The sequence below is a fragment of the Pseudomonas sp. FW215-R2 genome, assembly GCF_058789255.1.
Genome location: NZ_JBYTBO010000006.1, coordinates 279,020 through 294,688, shown reverse-complemented (window position 1 = coordinate 294,688; position 15,669 = coordinate 279,020). Strand labels below are relative to the sequence as shown.

The following is a 15,669-nucleotide window of genomic DNA, read 5'->3' as shown; positions in this document are numbered from 1 at the left end:
GAGGCCTCATCACGACTATAGGCGTCCCGCTGCCGCCAACCCGGCATACAAGGGCGCAATCCAGGCCTTATAAGCACGACAAAAGAGCGTGCGCCTGAGTAGATGACGAATCACGCGCGTTACTCGCAGTAGTTTCCAAAGCGCCTGAACGAGGATTTCTTACATGCCAGCCATCACCCTGACCACGCTCCAGAGCCTCAAGCAGAAAGGTGAAAAGATCACCATGCTGACCTGCTATGACGCGACCTTCGCCCACGCCTGCAACGAGGCCGGTGTCGAAGTGCTGCTGGTGGGCGACTCCCTCGGCATGGTCCTGCAAGGTCACGACAGCACCCTGCCGGTGACCATTGCGGAAATGGCCTACCACACCGCCAGCGTCAAGCGCGGCAACACCGACGCCCTGATCCTGGCCGACCTGCCTTTCATGGCCAACGCCACCCTTGAACAAACCATGACCAACAGCGCCATGCTGATGCAGGCCGGCGCACACATGGTCAAGGTCGAAGGCGCGCTGTGGCTGGCGGAGTCGATCCGCCTGCTGGCCGAACGCGGCGTTCCGGTCTGCGCCCACATGGGCCTGACCCCGCAAGCCGTGAACATTCTCGGCGGCTATAAAGTGCAGGGTCGCAACGAAAACCAGGCACGCCAGATGCGCGCCGACGCGATTTCCCTGGAGCAGGCCGGCGCGGCCATGCTGCTGCTGGAATGCGTGCCGAGCGAACTGGCTGCCGAAATCACCAGCGCAGTAAAAATCCCGGTGATCGGCATCGGCGCCGGCGCCGACACCGACGGTCAGGTCCTGGTGCTGCACGACATGCTCGGCCTGTCGATCAGCGGCCGCGTACCGAAATTCGTGAAGAACTTCATGCAGGGTCAGGACAGCATCCAGTCCGCATTGAAGGCGTACGTCAGCGAAGTCAAAGCCGCCACTTTCCCTGGGATCGAACACGGATTCTCTGCATGAACACCGTTAAAACCGTACGTGAACTGCGCGCTGCCGTGGCGCGCGCCCGCAGCGAAGGCAAGCGCATCGGCTTCGTGCCGACCATGGGCAACCTGCACAGCGGCCACATCGCACTGATCACCAAGGCCAGGCAGCGAGTGGACTTCGTGGTCGCGAGCATTTTCGTCAACCCGCTGCAATTCGGCGCCGGCGAAGACCTCGACAAATACCCGCGCACCCTGGCGGCGGATCAGGAAAAACTGCTGGACGCCGGCTGCTCCCTGCTGTTCGCCCCGACCGTCGAAGAGATGTACCCCGACGGCATGGCCGGCCAGACCCGGGTCAGCGTGCCGCACTTGTCCGAAGGCCTGTGCGGCGCCAGCCGTCCGGGGCACTTCGAAGGCGTGGCGACCGTGGTCAGCAAACTGTTCAACATGGTTCAGCCGGATCTGGCGATCTTCGGTCAGAAGGACTACCAGCAACTGGCGGTGATCCGTGCGCTGGTGCATGACCTGAACATGCCGATCCAGATCATTGGCGAGCCGACCGTGCGTGCCGCCGACGGCTTGGCGCTGTCGTCGCGCAACGGTTTCCTCAGCGAGGAACAACGTGCCGTGGCGCCCGTGGTCTATCGCGCCCTGAGCAGCATCGCCGAGTCGATCAAGCAGGGCGAGCGCGACTTCCCGGCCCTGATCCAGGCACAGCGGCAACAGCTGGAAGCCGCCGGCCTGCGTCCGGACTACCTGGAAATCCGCCACGCCCTGACCCTGCGTCCGGCGACGGCGGAAGATCGTGACCTGGTGATTCTGGTGGCTGCGTTCCTCGGCACTACCCGGTTGATCGACAACCTGCACCTGAATCTCGATACCCCCGCCTGAGCACCGCAATATCAGAATGTGAGAGTGAGCCTGCTCGCTCTCACATTCGTGTCACCTCCTCTTCCAAACCGTATTGCTGACCACCAGACCATCGGGCAAACTGCCCGCCGATCCACTGCGCGCGAAAAGCAGGGACTTGCTCGTATTACCCGCCGTCTGTCGGCGTCTGCTGTTATCGATGTTAAAAAAGTACAGGTAACAGGTCAGAAGAAGCCAAGACAGATCGCAGCGCTAGGTTTACTGTATTCGCCCTGCGCCCGTGTAATCGTGTCGACGCAGTTGCCCCCTCGCCCAAACATGGCGGGGAGGTCTTTTCAGTGTTCAAAAGGCCGTTCAAGTAAAAAGGAAAACCGCAGCGATGGCGTACTACCGCACTCCTCATGACGTTACCGCTCTGCCTGCCTGGCAAGCGTTGAAAGACCACCGCCAAGCCATGCAGGATTTCAGCATGCGCGAAGCCTTCAACGCCGATCCGCAGCGCTTCAATCAGTTCACCCTCAGCAGCTGCGGACTGTTTCTCGACTATTCGAAGAATCTGATCAACGCCGAGACCCGCAACCTGCTGGTGGGCCTGGCCAATGAAGTCGATCTCAAGGGCGCGATCAAGGCGCTGTTCGACGGCGAAATCGTCAACTCCTCCGAAGGCCGCCCGGCGCTGCACACCGCCCTGCGTCGCCCGGTCGGCGACAAGCTGTCGGTCAACGGCGTCAACGTGATGCCTGAAGTACACAAGGTGCTGAACCAGATCACCGATCTCGTGGGCCGTATCCACGACGGTCTGTGGCGCGGTTACACCGAGAAGCCGATCACTGACGTGGTGAACATCGGCATCGGTGGTTCGTTCCTCGGCCCTGAGCTGGTCTCCGAAGCCCTGCTGTCCTACGCCCAGAAAGGCGTGCGTTGCCATTACCTGGCAAACATCGACGGCAGCGAATTCCACGAGCTGACGCAAAAACTGCGCGCAGAGACCACGCTGTTCATCGTTTCTTCGAAGTCGTTCAACACCCTCGAAACCCTGAAAAACGCCCAGGCCGCGCGCGCCTGGTACCTGGCTCAGGGCGGTTCGGAAGCCGAGCTGTATCGTCACTTCATCGCCGTATCGAGCAACAACGCGGCAGCCGTGGCCTTCGGTATCCGCGAAGAAAACATCTTCCCGATGTGGGACTGGGTCGGCGGTCGTTATTCGCTGTGGTCGGCCATCGGTCTGCCAATCGCCCTGGCCATCGGCATGTCCAACTTCAAGGAACTGCTGTCCGGTGCCTACACCATGGACCAGCATTTCCAGAGCGCGCCGTTCGAACAGAACATGCCGGTGCTGCTGGCCCTGCTCGGTGTGTGGTACGGCAACTTCTGGGGCGCGCAGAGTCACGCGATCCTGCCGTACGACCACTACCTGCGTAACATCACCAAGCACTTGCAACAGCTGGACATGGAATCCAACGGCAAGAGCGTGCGTCAGGACGGCACCCCTGTATCGACCGATACCGGTCCGGTGATCTGGGGTGGCGTAGGTTGCAACGGTCAGCATGCTTACCACCAGTTGCTGCACCAAGGCACCCAACTGATCCCGGCCGACTTCATCGTGCCGATCGTCAGCTTCAACCCGGTGTCCGACCACCATCAGTGGCTGTACGCCAACTGCCTGTCCCAGAGCCAGGCGCTGATGCTCGGCAAGACCCTGCCGGAAGCCGAAGCCGAACTACGCGACAAGGGCATGAGCGAAGCCGAAGTACAGAAACTGGCACCGCACAAGGTGATCCCGGGCAACCGTCCGAGCAACACCATCGTGGTCGAGCGCATCAGCCCGCGTCGTCTCGGCGCACTGGTGGCGATGTACGAACACAAAGTCTTCGTGCAAAGCGTGGTCTGGGGCATCAACGCCTTCGACCAGTGGGGCGTGGAACTGGGCAAGGAACTGGGCAAGGGCGTCTACAACCGCCTGGTCGGCAGCGAAGAAACCGCCGCCGAAGATGCTTCCACCCAGGGCCTGATCAACTACTTCCGCGGCCGTCACCGCGGCTGATCCTGCACTGAACACACCCCCTCGCCATGAGGGGGTGTTTGTTTACGGGTCTTGAACCCTCCCCGCTCTCGGCGCATCTTTATCCTTGTCGCATAACAAGAATAAGGAACCGTCATGTTCGATATCAGCACGTTCCCCAAAGCCGATGCCGTCCGCCGGGCTGCCCAGTTGAGTCAGGACGACTACCATCGCCTGTACCGCGAATCCATTGAACACCCCAGCACCTTCTGGGCCGAACAGGCCACGCGCTTCCTCGACTGGAGCACACCGTGGCAGACCGTCCAGCGCTATGACCTGAAGACCGGCGAGGCTTCCTGGTTTGCCGGGGCGAAACTGAACGTCAGCTACAACTGCATCGACCGTCACCTGGAAAAGCGCGGCGATCAGATCGCCATCCTCTGGGAAGGTGACGACCCTGCCGAATCGACGCAAATCACCTACAACAAACTCCATCACCACGTCTGCCGCCTGGCCAACGTGCTGAAAAGCCGTGGCGTGAAGAAAGGCGACCGGGTGTGCATCTACATGCCGATGATCCCCGAAGCGGCCTACGCCATGCTCGCCTGCACTCGGATCGGCGCGATTCACTCGGTGGTGTTTGGCGGTTTCTCCCCGGACTCGTTGCGCGACCGCATTCTCGACGCCGACTGCCGCACCGTGATCACCGCCGACGAGGGCGTGCGCGGTGGCAAGTTCGTGCCGCTGAAACAGAATGTCGACAAGGCCCTGCAGAGTTGCCCGGACGTCAGCACCGTCGTGGTGGTCGAACGCACCCAGAACAAGATCGACTGGGTCGAAGGCCGCGACCTCTGGTATCACCAGGCCGTACGGGACGTCAGCGACGATTGCCCTCCGGAACCGATGGACGCCGAAGATCCGCTGTTCATCCTCTACACCTCCGGCAGCACCGGCAAACCCAAGGGCGTGCTGCACACCACCGGCGGTTACCTGCTGCAAGCGGCGATGACCTTCAAGTACGTCCTCGACTACCGCGAAGGCGAAGTGTTCTGGTGTACCGCCGACGTCGGCTGGGTCACCGGCCACAGTTACATCGTCTATGGCCCGCTGGCCAACGGCGCGACTACGCTGATCTTCGAAGGCGTACCAAGCTACCCAAGCACTTCGCGGTTCTGGCAGGTGATCGACAAACACAAGGTCAACATCTTCTACACCGCCCCCACTGCCCTGCGCGCACTGATGCGCGAAGGAGCAGGTCCCTTGCAGGAAACGTCGCGACAGAGCCTCAGATTGCTCGGCAGCGTCGGTGAGCCGATCAACCCGGAAGCGTGGGAATGGTATTTCAACGTCGTAGGCGAACAGCGCTGCCCGATAGTCGATACCTGGTGGCAGACCGAAACCGGCGGCATCATGCTCAGCCCGCTGGTCAGCGCCCAGCGGATAAAACCGGGCTGCGCCACCCAACCGATGTTCGGCGTGCAACCGGTGCTGCTCGATGAGCACGGCAAGGAAATCAAAGGCGCCGGCAGCGGCGTGCTGGCGATCAAGTCCAGTTGGCCGGCGCAGATCCGCAGCGTCTACGGTGATCCGCAGCGCATGGTCGACACTTACTTCAAGCCCTACCCCGGCTACTACTTCACCGGCGACGGCGCCCGCCGCGACGAGGACGGCGACTACTGGATCACCGGGCGCATCGACGACGTGATCAATGTCTCCGGCCACCGCATCGGCACCGCCGAGGTCGAGAGCGCCCTGGTGCTGCACGACAGCATTGCCGAGGCCGCCGTGGTCGGTTATCCCCATGACGTCAAAGGCCAGGGCATCTATGCCTTCGTCACGCCCATGAACGGTGCCGAACCCAACGACGATCTGAAAAAGGAACTGCTGGCCCACGTCAGCAAGGAGATCGGCAGTTTTGCCAAACCGGACCTGATCCAGTGGGCCCCGGCCCTGCCGAAAACCCGTTCGGGCAAGATCATGCGGCGGATCCTGCGCAAGATTGCCTGCAACGAACTCGACAGCCTCGGCGACACCTCGACCCTGGCTGACCCGAGCGTGGTGCAGGGGCTGATCGACAAACGCCTTAACCAGTAGAATCACGGGCGCGGTCAACCGGCCGCGCCGCCCTTCATCACTGAGTTGCCATGGAATTCATCCGCAGCCGTATCGAAAACCAACTCATGAGCCTGACCGGTCTGTCCCTCGGCCAGCTCGATCTGGAAAACCCCAAGGGCGATCCCGGCCTGTTCGGCCCGGACTCGATCAGTTGGCAAGTGCACGGCGACTTCAGCAGCATGTTGATCGGCGGCATCAGTGCCTTGTTGCTGCAAGCCTTGCACCCACTGGCACTGGCCGGCGTCTGGGACCACTCGAACTTTCGCCAGGACATGCTCGGCCGCTTGCGCCGTACCAGCCAGTTTGTCTCCGGCACTACGTTCGGCTCGAAACGGGACGCCGAATGGCTGATCGAAAAAGTCCGCACCATTCACCTGCAAGTCGTCGGCACCGCGCCGGATGGCCGGCCCTATGCGGCCAGCGATCCGGATCTGCTGACCTGGGTGCACGTGGCCGAAGTCAGCAACTTTCTCGCCGCTCATTTGCGTTACCGCAACCCGCAGTTGTCGCCGGTGGACCAGGATCGTTACTACGCGGAAATCGCCGTGGTCGCTGAACGACTGGGTGCCCGGGATGTACCGAAATCACGCCAGGCCGTGGCCGATTACCTGCAACGGATGCGCCCGCAGTTGCTGTGTGACGAACGCAGCCGCGAAGTCTTGCGCCTGCTGCTCGATGCCCCGGCGCCCAGCGTTCTGGCGCGGCCGTTTGGCGACCTGATGATGAAGGCCGGCATCGACCTGCTGCCGGACTGGGCCAGCGACATGCTGGATGCCCGCCAGAACCCGCTGCAACGCCAGTTGATCCGCGCCAGTGTCAAACGCAGCGCGCCAATGCTGCGCTGGGCGATGCGCAATGGATCGGTTCAGCGGGCCCAGCGGCGGATGGGGCTGAGCTGAAGCTCAGTAACTGCTAAACTCCCGCGCCCCGATTCCCTCCAGCAAGGCGCAAGCATGTCTTCCCTGAATCAGGCGCTGCGCGCCGCCCTCGATCAACGCCAGGATCTGCTCGCCGAGCTGCACCGCCAGGGCACCGACTGCTATCGCCTGTTCCACGGCAGCCAGGAAGGCGCCGGCGGCCTGACTATCGATCGCTACGGCCCGCAACTGATGGTGCAGAGCTTCCACCAGACGCTGGAACTCGCCGACCTGCTGCAACTGCACGCCACGGTGAATGAAACGTTGGGATTGCAAACCTTGCTGGTTTACAACGACCGCTCCCGTGGCAACTCGCGCATCGATCGTGAAGACAGCGTGTACCGCGCCGACGATGCTGCGCTGGTTGATCTGGTCGGCCACGAATGGGGCCTGAACTACCGTGTGCGCGGGCGCCACGCCGGTCAGGATCCTCTGCTGTTCCTCGACCTGCGCAACGCCCGCGGCTGGGTCAAGGATCACGCCAAGGGCAAAAGCGTGCTCAACCTGTTCGCCTACACCTGCGGCGTCGGTCTCAGTGCGGCCGCCGGCGGTGCCCGCGAGGTATGCAACCTGGACTTCGCCGAGGGCAATCTGGCGGTCGGGCGCGCGAACGGTTTGCTCAATCCGCAACTGCCGACCATGGAGTTCATCCAGTCCGACTACTTCCCGGCGATTCGCCAGTTGGCCGGTCTGCCGATCAGTCAGCGTCGCGGGCAGAAACTGCCGAGCTATCAGCGCCTCGAACAGCGCCAATACGATCTGGTGCTGCTCGACCCTCCCGCGTGGGCCAAAAGTGCGTTCGGCACGGTCGATCTGCTGCGCGATTATCAAAGCCTGCTCAAGCCAGCCCTGCTGACCACCGCCGAAAATGGCGTGCTGATCTGCTGCAACAACCTGGCGAAAGTCAGCATGGACGACTGGCGCGAACAGGTGCTGCGCTGCGCCGAGAAAGCCGGGCGCCCGGTACGTGAGTGGAGTGTGATGACGCCGGGTGCCGACTTCCCTTCGCAGGATCAACAACCGCCGCTGAAGACCCTGATTCTTCAGCTCTGATTTTCTGGTTCTAAAGTCGCGCAGGAAATTTCCCACAGAAAAATCTGAACAATCCTGATCACAGGCTATTACTTCGGAACCGGAATCGCGTGCCATACTCCAAGGCACTCCGATTCAGACAGATGAAGCCGCACATGCCCAAAGGATTGATTCGCGCGATTGGCGCCTTGTTGACCGCTCTGGCCCTCTACAGCCTGCTGGGGTTTCTGATTTTGCCGGGCATTGCGCTCCGCGTGGCCAACCAGCAACTGGCCAACTACGCGACGGTGCCTGCGCACATCCAGCGTATCGAACTCAATCCGTTCAGCCTCGAAGTCACGCTTTGGGGCCTGGTCATCGGCGAGCCGGGCAAGGAACAGGTCGGTTTCGAACGCCTGTACGCCAACCTGCAACTCGACAGCCTGTGGACAAAAGCGCTGCACCTGTCCGACATCGAACTGGACAAACCCAAGACCGAAGTCCTGTTCGCCCAAGACGGCAAACTCAATCTGCTGGGTCTGTTCAAGTTGCCGGCCAGTGAACCGACGCCGGCCGATCCGAATGCCAAACCGTTTCCGCTGCGCATCGACCGGATCAAACTGGCCGGCGGCAACGTGCATTTCGAGGATGCACGCCCGAGTGAACCGATCGAGTTCCTCTACGACAAGCTCGATTTCGAACTGAACAACCTCAGCACCCTGCCCGACGACAACGCCGACATGACCCTTGTCGCCATCGGCCCGGCCGGTGGACAGATCGACTGGAAAGGCAACTTCAGCCTGATCCCGATCGCCTCCGAAGGCACGCTCAAAGTCACCGATGGCCAGATGAAAGCCTTCTGGCCCTACGTGCGCGATGCGGTGCCATTGGTACTGGAAAACGGCGTAGTCAGCCTGAGCACCGACTACAAGCTCAACCTGTCCAAGGAAACCGAACTGCTGTTGAGCAACGTCTCGGTCAGTGTCGCGCCGTTTGCGATCAAGGCCCCGGACGGGCGCCCGCTGGCGAAACTCGACCGCCTCGACGTCAGCGAAACCACGGTGGACCTGGCCAAACAGCAAGTGGTGGTCGGCAAGATCCGCAGCCAGAAACTCGAAACCTGGGCCGCCCTTGAGGCGGACGGGCAACTGGACTGGCAGAAACTGTTCGCCAGCCAGCCGTCGAAACCTGCCGCCAAAGCGGCGGCGGAACCGAAAAGCACTCCGGCGGCTGCCGACTCACCGAAACCGGAACCGGCCGCACCGGGCAAACCGTGGCAGGTGCTGCTCAAGGACGTGCAACTGCGTGACTACAAAGTGCATCTGGCCGACCGCTCGGCGAAGCCGGAAGTCACGCTGGATGTCACGCCGCTGAACCTCGACCTGCAGAATTTCGACAGCCTCAACGGCTCGCCCTTCAACGTCAAACTGGACACCGGCCTGGGCAAGCAAGGCAAGATCAGCGCCGACGGCGTGGTCAATCTGGCACCGGTCACGGCCCAGCTCAACGTGAAGACGCAGGACATCGACCTTCGCGTCGCCCAGTCCTACATCAACCCGTTCATTCGCCTGGAACTGCGCAGCGGCATGCTCGGCAGCGATCTGAAAGTGAATCTGAAAAGCGTCACACCTCTGGCACTCAGTGTCACCGGTCGCGCCCAGGTCGATCAGTTGCACACCCTCGACACCCTGAAGACCCGCGACTTCCTCAAGTGGCAGCAAGTGGTGGTCGAAGGCCTGAACTATCAGCACGGCGACAACCTGTCGATCGACAGAATCAACCTGTTCCAGCCCTATGTGCGATTCATGATCAACGATGACCGCACCACCAACATCGACGACTTGCTGATTCCGCAACCTGCCGATTCCGGGGCGAAAACCGCAGCGGCCAAACCAGCCGGCAACTCGAAACCGCTGGGCATTCATATCGGCGGTATCGCGATCAATGACGGCTCGGCCAACTTCGCCGACTTCAGCCTGACCCCGAATTTCGCCACCGCAGTCCAGCAGCTCAACGGCCAGATCGGCACCATCGACAGCCGTCAGGCGAAACCCGCCAGCGTCGACGTCAAAGGCAAGGTCGACCGCTATGCGCCGGTGACCATCAAGGGCGCCGTCAACCCGTTCGATCCGATGGCCAGTCTCGACATCGCCACCAGCTTCAAACGGGTCGAACTGACCACCCTGACGCCCTACTCCGGCAAGTTCGCCGGTTACCGGATCCGCAAGGGCCGGCTCAATCTCGACCTGCACTACCTGATCACCAAGGGCCAGCTCAAGGCCGAGAACAAAGTGGTGGTCGAGCAGTTGCAACTGGGTGAGAAAGTCGACAGCCCGGATGCCGTGAGCCTGCCGCTGAAACTGGCGATTGCGTTGCTCAAGGACGTGGACGGCAAGATTTCCATCGAGCTGCCGGTTACCGGCGACCTGAACAACCCGCAATTCAGTGTGATGCCGATTATCTGGCAGACCCTGCGCAATCTGGTCGTCAAAGCCGCCGCCGCACCGTTCAAGATGATTGGCGGGCTGATCAACGGGGGCGGTTCCGAAGACCTCGGCACCGTGTCATTCGCACCGGGTTCCAGCGAACTGAACAAGGACGCCGAAGCCGCGCTGGTCAAACTGTCCCAGGCCTTGAAGGAACGTCCGGCCCTGCGCCTGGAAATCGAAGGCACCGCCGCCCAGAGCAGCGACGGCCCGCTGATTGCCGAACAGCGTCTGGAACGTGAATACCAGTACAACTACTACAAGATGCTGCAGCGCCGTGGCGACAAGGTGCCGGCCCAAGCATCACTGATCCAGGTCCCGGATAACGAAAAAGGCCCGCTGCTCGAAGGCATCTACCGCACTCGTCTGAAAACCCAGCCGCCGGCTGAATGGAAAGATCTGGGCAAGGAAGAGCGCACCGCGAAAATGCGTGCGGACGTGATCAAGTTCTGGAGCTCCAGCGATGTGCTGCTGCGCCAGCTCGGTCAGGACCGTGCCAGCAGCATCAAGGATTACCTGGTGGACAAAGGCCAACTGGCCGACGACCGCGTGTACTTCATCGACGCCAATCTCGGCGAAGCGGAGAGCGACGGCCGCGTGGTGACGCAAATGCATCTGGACGCCGAGTGATGAACAGCCAATGGCTGGCGGCAATAGTGCTGGCGCTCGTCGCCAGCCAGGCGTCAGCATCCGATACGCTGCGCTGCGGCAGCCAGTTGGTCAGCCTTGGCGACCGTTCCAGCGAGGTGCTGCAAAAGTGCGGTGAACCGGTCAGCCGTGACGTACTGGGTTACAAGCGCAGCGCCAATCGCCGGGAAGAGTTTCAGGTCGAGGAATGGACCTACGGCCCGAGCAACGGCATGTACCAATACCTGCGGTTCGAAGGTAATCGCCTGCGGCAGATCAACAGCAAACGTGGCAACTGACCTCCCCCATTGGTTTTCCCGTCCCTGAAATAGAACAGGCCCCGACACGAATGCCGGGGCCTGTAATGGCCACTCCCTGTGGCCGTTCGCATGAACTCTAAAGTGCGGCAGACGTATGACTCGGCCCGCCTGTCGCGTCTTCTCCCGGTCCAGGCGAGAAGTCTTGCCTTACTCGGCTTTCAGGCCGTCAGCGGAGACCGCTTTCACGCCTTTGATTTTCTTGGCGATGGCCACGGCGGTGGTTTTCTGAGCTTCGGTGATGGCAACGGTCGAAGACAGGGAAACGACGCCTTTGTTGGTTTCTACTTTGATATCAGTGCCTGGAATGCCTTTTTCGGTGACCAGGTCGCTTTTGACTTTAGTGGTGATCCAGGTGTCGGAAGTGGCCTCTTTCGCCTTGGTCATTTCACCGGCGGCCAGGGTCATTGGCGCCTGGGTTGCCTGAGTGGATTGTGCGAATGCGCCGGTGGCCATGGTCAGGGTCAGCGCGGTAGCAGCAGCGGCAGTGATAGCGAACTTCTTCATACGAGTAACTCCTGTTTTTCTGGAAAGTCTGCTGCGTGTCTTGTCAGCAGGGTTACTGGAGATATTGCGAACGCTGTGCCAAGTTTTCAAAAGACAATAATTCTTTATAAATCAATAAGTTATAAATCATGAACATTTTCGGAATCATGCAAATTGCATGACGTTCGAATTATCTGCATGCAAGTTGCGGCTTTTGGAAAAGTTCCTAACACGCTGAAATGATTGAAGCTTTTGTGAAGTGCCGGGCAAAAGAAAATGCCCCGCGAAGCGGGGCATTTCATGACACCTGGCCAGCCGATCAGGCACCGCTGCCCGGGCAACCTTTAGGCGCGTAGTCCGGGTTGACCGTGGATGCGCAACTCCAGACACCGGCGGTGTTGCCGGTAGCAGCACCCGTGCGGGAGAGCGTGATGGTCTTGCCCAGCACCGGGCCTGGTGCGTTCACCAGCGTGCAGGTAATCGTGCCGGCCCCTGTCGAAGCCGTGCCCGACGCCGCCAACGTGCAGTTGGAGGTGGTGGCTGCCGCGTTACCGGCCACCAGCAACAGGGTCGGGTCGGTACCTTGATTAATGGTGTCCTCGAACGGCACTTTGAGTGCGCTGATTTCCGCCAGCCCTGCCGTCACCTTCGACCGTGCCTGGTACTTGGTGTATTGCGGCAACGCGATGGTGGCCAGAATGCCGATGATCGCCACGACGATCAGCAGCTCGATCAGAGTGAAACCTTGTTGTTTCTTCATAGACACGCTCCATGCATGAGTCGGAATCTCATGATCTGAACAGGACTCAGCACAGCCCGTGCCAAGGCGCCCGCACCCGCGCAGGCTGGGCGCGATCACGCTATCGCGGCGTTTCCTACAACCTGTAACCGCACTATCTGACACTTTTTGTCACCTGCACCGAGGCGGTTTGGCGCTGTCACTTGACTAGGCTATAAGTCATGAACTGTCTGCATCCGGGATTCCCATGAATGACATCGCTCTGAGCGGTCTGGCCAAGCAATTGGTACAGGCCGAACTGCTCACGGAAAAAAGCGCCCAGCAAGCCTGGCAGCAGGCCCAGCGCAATCGTCTGTCGCTGGTCAGCTATCTGGTACAGAACAAACTGGTGAAGAGTTCGCAGGTTGCCGAGATCGCCTCGGAACATTTCGGCATGGCGTTCCTCGACCTCAACTGCCTGGACAAGGAAACCCAGCCCAAGGGCCTGGTCAGCGAAAAACTGGTGCGCCAGCACCATGCCCTGCCCCTGTGGCGGCGCGGCAACAAGTTGTTCGTGGGGATCTCCGACCCGAGCAATCATCAGGCAATCAACGATATTCAGTTCAGCACCGGGCTGACCACCGAAGCGATTCTGGTGGAGGACGACAAGCTCACCGACGCCATCGAGAAGTTCTTCGACACCCACGCCTCCGGCCTGGAAGACATGGCCGATGTCGACCTCGACGGGCTGGACGTCGAGTCCATCGATGACAGCAAGCAGGACGCCATCGGTGGGCTGGACGCCGACGACGCGCCGGTGGTGCGCTTCGTCCACAAGATGCTGCTGGACGCGATCAAGAGCGGTTCTTCCGACCTGCACTTTGAACCCTACGAAAAAAACTACCGGGTGCGCGTACGTACCGACGGCATCCTGCGCGAAGTGGCCAAGCCGCCGATTCAACTGGCCGGACGCATCGCCGCACGCCTGAAGGTCATGGCCAGCCTCGACATCTCGGAGCGCCGCAAACCTCAGGACGGGCGACTGAAGATGCGCCTGTCGAAGAGCAAGTCGATCGATTTCCGGGTCAACACCTTGCCAACCCTGTGGGGCGAGAAAGTGGTGATCCGGATCCTCGACCCGTCCAGCGCGCAGATAGGCATCGACGCCCTCGGCTACGAGCCGGAACAGAAAGACCTGTACCTCGCTGCCCTGAAGCAACCACAAGGCATGATCCTGGTCACCGGTCCCACCGGTTCCGGCAAGACCGTGTCGCTGTACACCGGGCTCAACATTCTCAATACCGTCGACATCAACATCTCCACTGCCGAAGACCCGGTGGAGATCAACATGGAAGGCATCAATCAGGTCAACGTCAATCCTAAGCAGGGGCTGGACTTCGCCCAGGCCCTGCGCTCGTTCCTGCGCCAGGACCCGGACGTGATCATGGTCGGTGAGATCCGCGATCTCGAGACTGCGGAAATCGCCATCAAGGCAGCGCAGACCGGTCACCTTGTACTCTCCACGCTGCACACCAACAGCGCCGCCGAGACACTCACCCGCTTGCACAACATGGGCATTCCCGGCTTCAACATCGCCACGTCGGTCAGCCTGATCATCGCCCAGCGTCTGGCGCGAAAACTCTGCAGCCACTGCAAAAAGCCCATCGAGATTCCCCGCGAAACCTTGCTCAAGGAAGGTTTTCCCGAGGAACGCATCGGCAGTTTCACGATCTATGAGCCCGCCGGTTGCGATCAATGCAACGGCGGCTACAAGGGACGCACCGGGATTTATGAAGTGGTGAAAAACACCCCCGAGCTGCAACGGCTGATCATGGCCGAGGGCAACTCATTGGAAATCGACAGCCAGATGCGCCTGGACGGCTTCAACGACCTGCGCACCTCGGGACTGATCAAGGCGATGCAAGGCATCACCAGCCTTGAAGAAATCAACCGGGTCACCAAGGACTGAACATGGCCGTCAAGGCAGCGAAAATCAGCGTCTATGCCTGGGAAGGCACGGACAAGAAAGGCAGCAGGATCACCGGCGAGTTGAGCGGGCAAAACCCCGCACTGATCAAGGCACAGTTGCGCAAGCAGGGCATCAACCCCGGCAAGGTGCGCAAGAAATCCGCGTCGTTGCTGAATTTCGGCAAACGCATCAAGCCGCTGGACATCGCCCTCTTCACCCGGCAGATGGCAACCATGATGAAAGCCGGCGTGCCGTTGCTGCAGTCGTTCGACATCATCGGCGAAGGCTTTGAAAACCCGGCGATGCGCAAACTGGTGGACGAGGTGAAACAGGAAGTCGCCGCCGGCAACAGCTTCGCCGCGGCCCTGCGAAAGAAGCCGCAATACTTCGACGAGTTGTACTGCAACCTGGTCGATGCCGGCGAGCAATCCGGCGCCCTCGATACCCTTTTGGAACGCGTAGCGACCTACAAGGAAAAGAGCGAAAGCCTCAAGGCCAAGATCAAGAAAGCCATGACCTACCCCACCGCCGTGATCCTGGTGGCGGCGGTCGTCACCGGGATTCTGCTGGTGAAAGTGGTGCCGCAGTTCCAGTCGGTGTTTTCCGGGTTCGGTGCCGAACTGCCTGCGTTCACCCTGATGGTGATCGGCCTCTCGGAGTTCATGCAGCAATGGTGGTGGGCGATTCTCGGCGTGCTGGTCGCGGCGTTTTTCGGCACCCGCCATGCCCTGAAGAAATCCCAGGCCCTGCGTGACCGGCGTGATGCCTGGCTGCTGAAACTGCCGCTGGTGGGCACCATGATGTACAAGTCCGCCGTGGCCCGTTTCGCCCGAACCCTGTCGACCACGTTTGCCGCCGGCGTGCCGCTGGTCGAAGCGCTGGACTCGGTTGCCGGGGCCACCGGCAATGTGGTGTTCAAACGCGCGGTGCTGCGCATTCGCCAGGACGTGGCCACCGGCATGCAACTGAACTTTTCGATGCGCACCACCGGAATCTTTCCGAACATGGCCGTGCAAATGACCGCCATCGGCGAAGAGTCCGGCGCCCTGGACGATATGCTCGACAAGGTTGCCGGGTTCTACGAGGAAGAAGTGGATAACATGGTCGACAACCTCACCAGCCTGATGGAGCCTTTCGTCATGGTGGTACTCGGGGTGATCGTCGGCGGGCTGGTCGTGGCCATGTACCTGCCGATCTTCCAACTCGGCTCAGCGATCTGAC

At 60.9% G+C, this 15,669-nt stretch carries 12 protein-coding genes; 10 read left to right on the top strand and 2 right to left on the bottom strand.

From position 1 onward, the window contains the following. Positions 1-163: 163 nt before the first annotated feature. The 8 genes from panB to AC3WRD_RS11495 all read left to right on the top strand — a co-directional run bounded on the left by panB (position 164) and on the right by AC3WRD_RS11495 (position 11,257). Positions 164-964 carry a 3-methyl-2-oxobutanoate hydroxymethyltransferase gene (gene panB, locus AC3WRD_RS11530; protein ID WP_096820903.1) on the top strand — a complete coding sequence of 267 codons (801 nt, stop codon included), beginning with the start codon at positions 164-166 and terminating at the stop codon, positions 962-964. After that, entirely contained in the window at positions 961-1,821 is an 861-nt protein-coding gene (gene panC, locus AC3WRD_RS11525) for a pantoate--beta-alanine ligase (RefSeq protein ID WP_102621082.1), read from the top strand. Before panB ends, panC begins: the two co-directional genes overlap by 4 nt. A gap of 358 nt (positions 1,822-2,179) precedes the next feature. Then, positions 2,180-3,844 carry a glucose-6-phosphate isomerase gene (gene pgi, locus AC3WRD_RS11520; RefSeq protein ID WP_096820901.1) on the top strand — a complete coding sequence of 555 codons (1,665 nt, stop codon included), beginning with the start codon at positions 2,180-2,182 and terminating at the stop codon, positions 3,842-3,844. A gap of 114 nt (positions 3,845-3,958) precedes the next feature. Further along, the gene (gene acs / locus AC3WRD_RS11515; protein WP_102621083.1) at positions 3,959-5,896 is read left to right on the top strand and encodes an acetate--CoA ligase; all 1,938 of its coding nucleotides are present in this window, start codon (positions 3,959-3,961) and stop codon (positions 5,894-5,896) included. Between the two features lie 50 nt (positions 5,897-5,946). Further along, positions 5,947-6,816, top strand: a complete 870-nt coding sequence (locus AC3WRD_RS11510) for an oxygenase MpaB family protein (protein ID WP_102621084.1) — start codon at positions 5,947-5,949, stop codon at positions 6,814-6,816. A gap of 54 nt (positions 6,817-6,870) precedes the next feature. Further along, the gene (locus AC3WRD_RS11505) at positions 6,871-7,887 is read left to right on the top strand and encodes a class I SAM-dependent rRNA methyltransferase (protein WP_102621085.1); all 1,017 of its coding nucleotides are present in this window, start codon (positions 6,871-6,873) and stop codon (positions 7,885-7,887) included. 122 nt (positions 7,888-8,009) lie between these two features. Further along, complete coding sequence (locus AC3WRD_RS11500; RefSeq protein ID WP_102621086.1) at positions 8,010-10,961, top strand: DUF748 domain-containing protein; 2,952 nt, start codon at positions 8,010-8,012, stop codon at positions 10,959-10,961. Continuing rightward, positions 10,961-11,257, top strand: coding sequence for a DUF2845 domain-containing protein (locus tag AC3WRD_RS11495; RefSeq protein ID WP_102621087.1), 297 nt, complete (start codon positions 10,961-10,963; stop codon positions 11,255-11,257). Before AC3WRD_RS11500 ends, AC3WRD_RS11495 begins: the two co-directional genes overlap by 1 nt. Positions 11,258-11,425: 168 nt before the next feature. Here the strand turns inward: AC3WRD_RS11495 and AC3WRD_RS11490 are convergent, their stop codons facing one another. Then, positions 11,426-11,782: a BON domain-containing protein gene (locus AC3WRD_RS11490; protein ID WP_096820895.1), complete on the bottom strand. Its 357-nt coding sequence runs from the start codon at positions 11,780-11,782 to the stop codon at positions 11,426-11,428. A gap of 298 nt (positions 11,783-12,080) precedes the next feature. Then, positions 12,081-12,521 (bottom strand): pilin, encoded by a 441-nt coding sequence (locus tag AC3WRD_RS11485; RefSeq protein ID WP_096820894.1) that lies wholly within the window; start codon positions 12,519-12,521, stop codon positions 12,081-12,083. A 226-nt stretch (positions 12,522-12,747) separates the two neighbouring features. Here AC3WRD_RS11485 and pilB point away from each other — a divergent pair, with 226 nt between their 5' ends. Together pilB and AC3WRD_RS11475 are read left to right on the top strand one after the other, a co-directional pair. Next, positions 12,748-14,448 carry a type IV-A pilus assembly ATPase PilB gene (gene pilB, locus AC3WRD_RS11480; RefSeq protein WP_096820893.1) on the top strand — a complete coding sequence of 567 codons (1,701 nt, stop codon included), beginning with the start codon at positions 12,748-12,750 and terminating at the stop codon, positions 14,446-14,448. 2 nt (positions 14,449-14,450) lie between these two features. Then, positions 14,451-15,668: a type II secretion system F family protein gene (locus AC3WRD_RS11475; protein ID WP_102621088.1), complete on the top strand. Its 1,218-nt coding sequence runs from the start codon at positions 14,451-14,453 to the stop codon at positions 15,666-15,668. Position 15,669 lies beyond the last annotated feature (1 nt).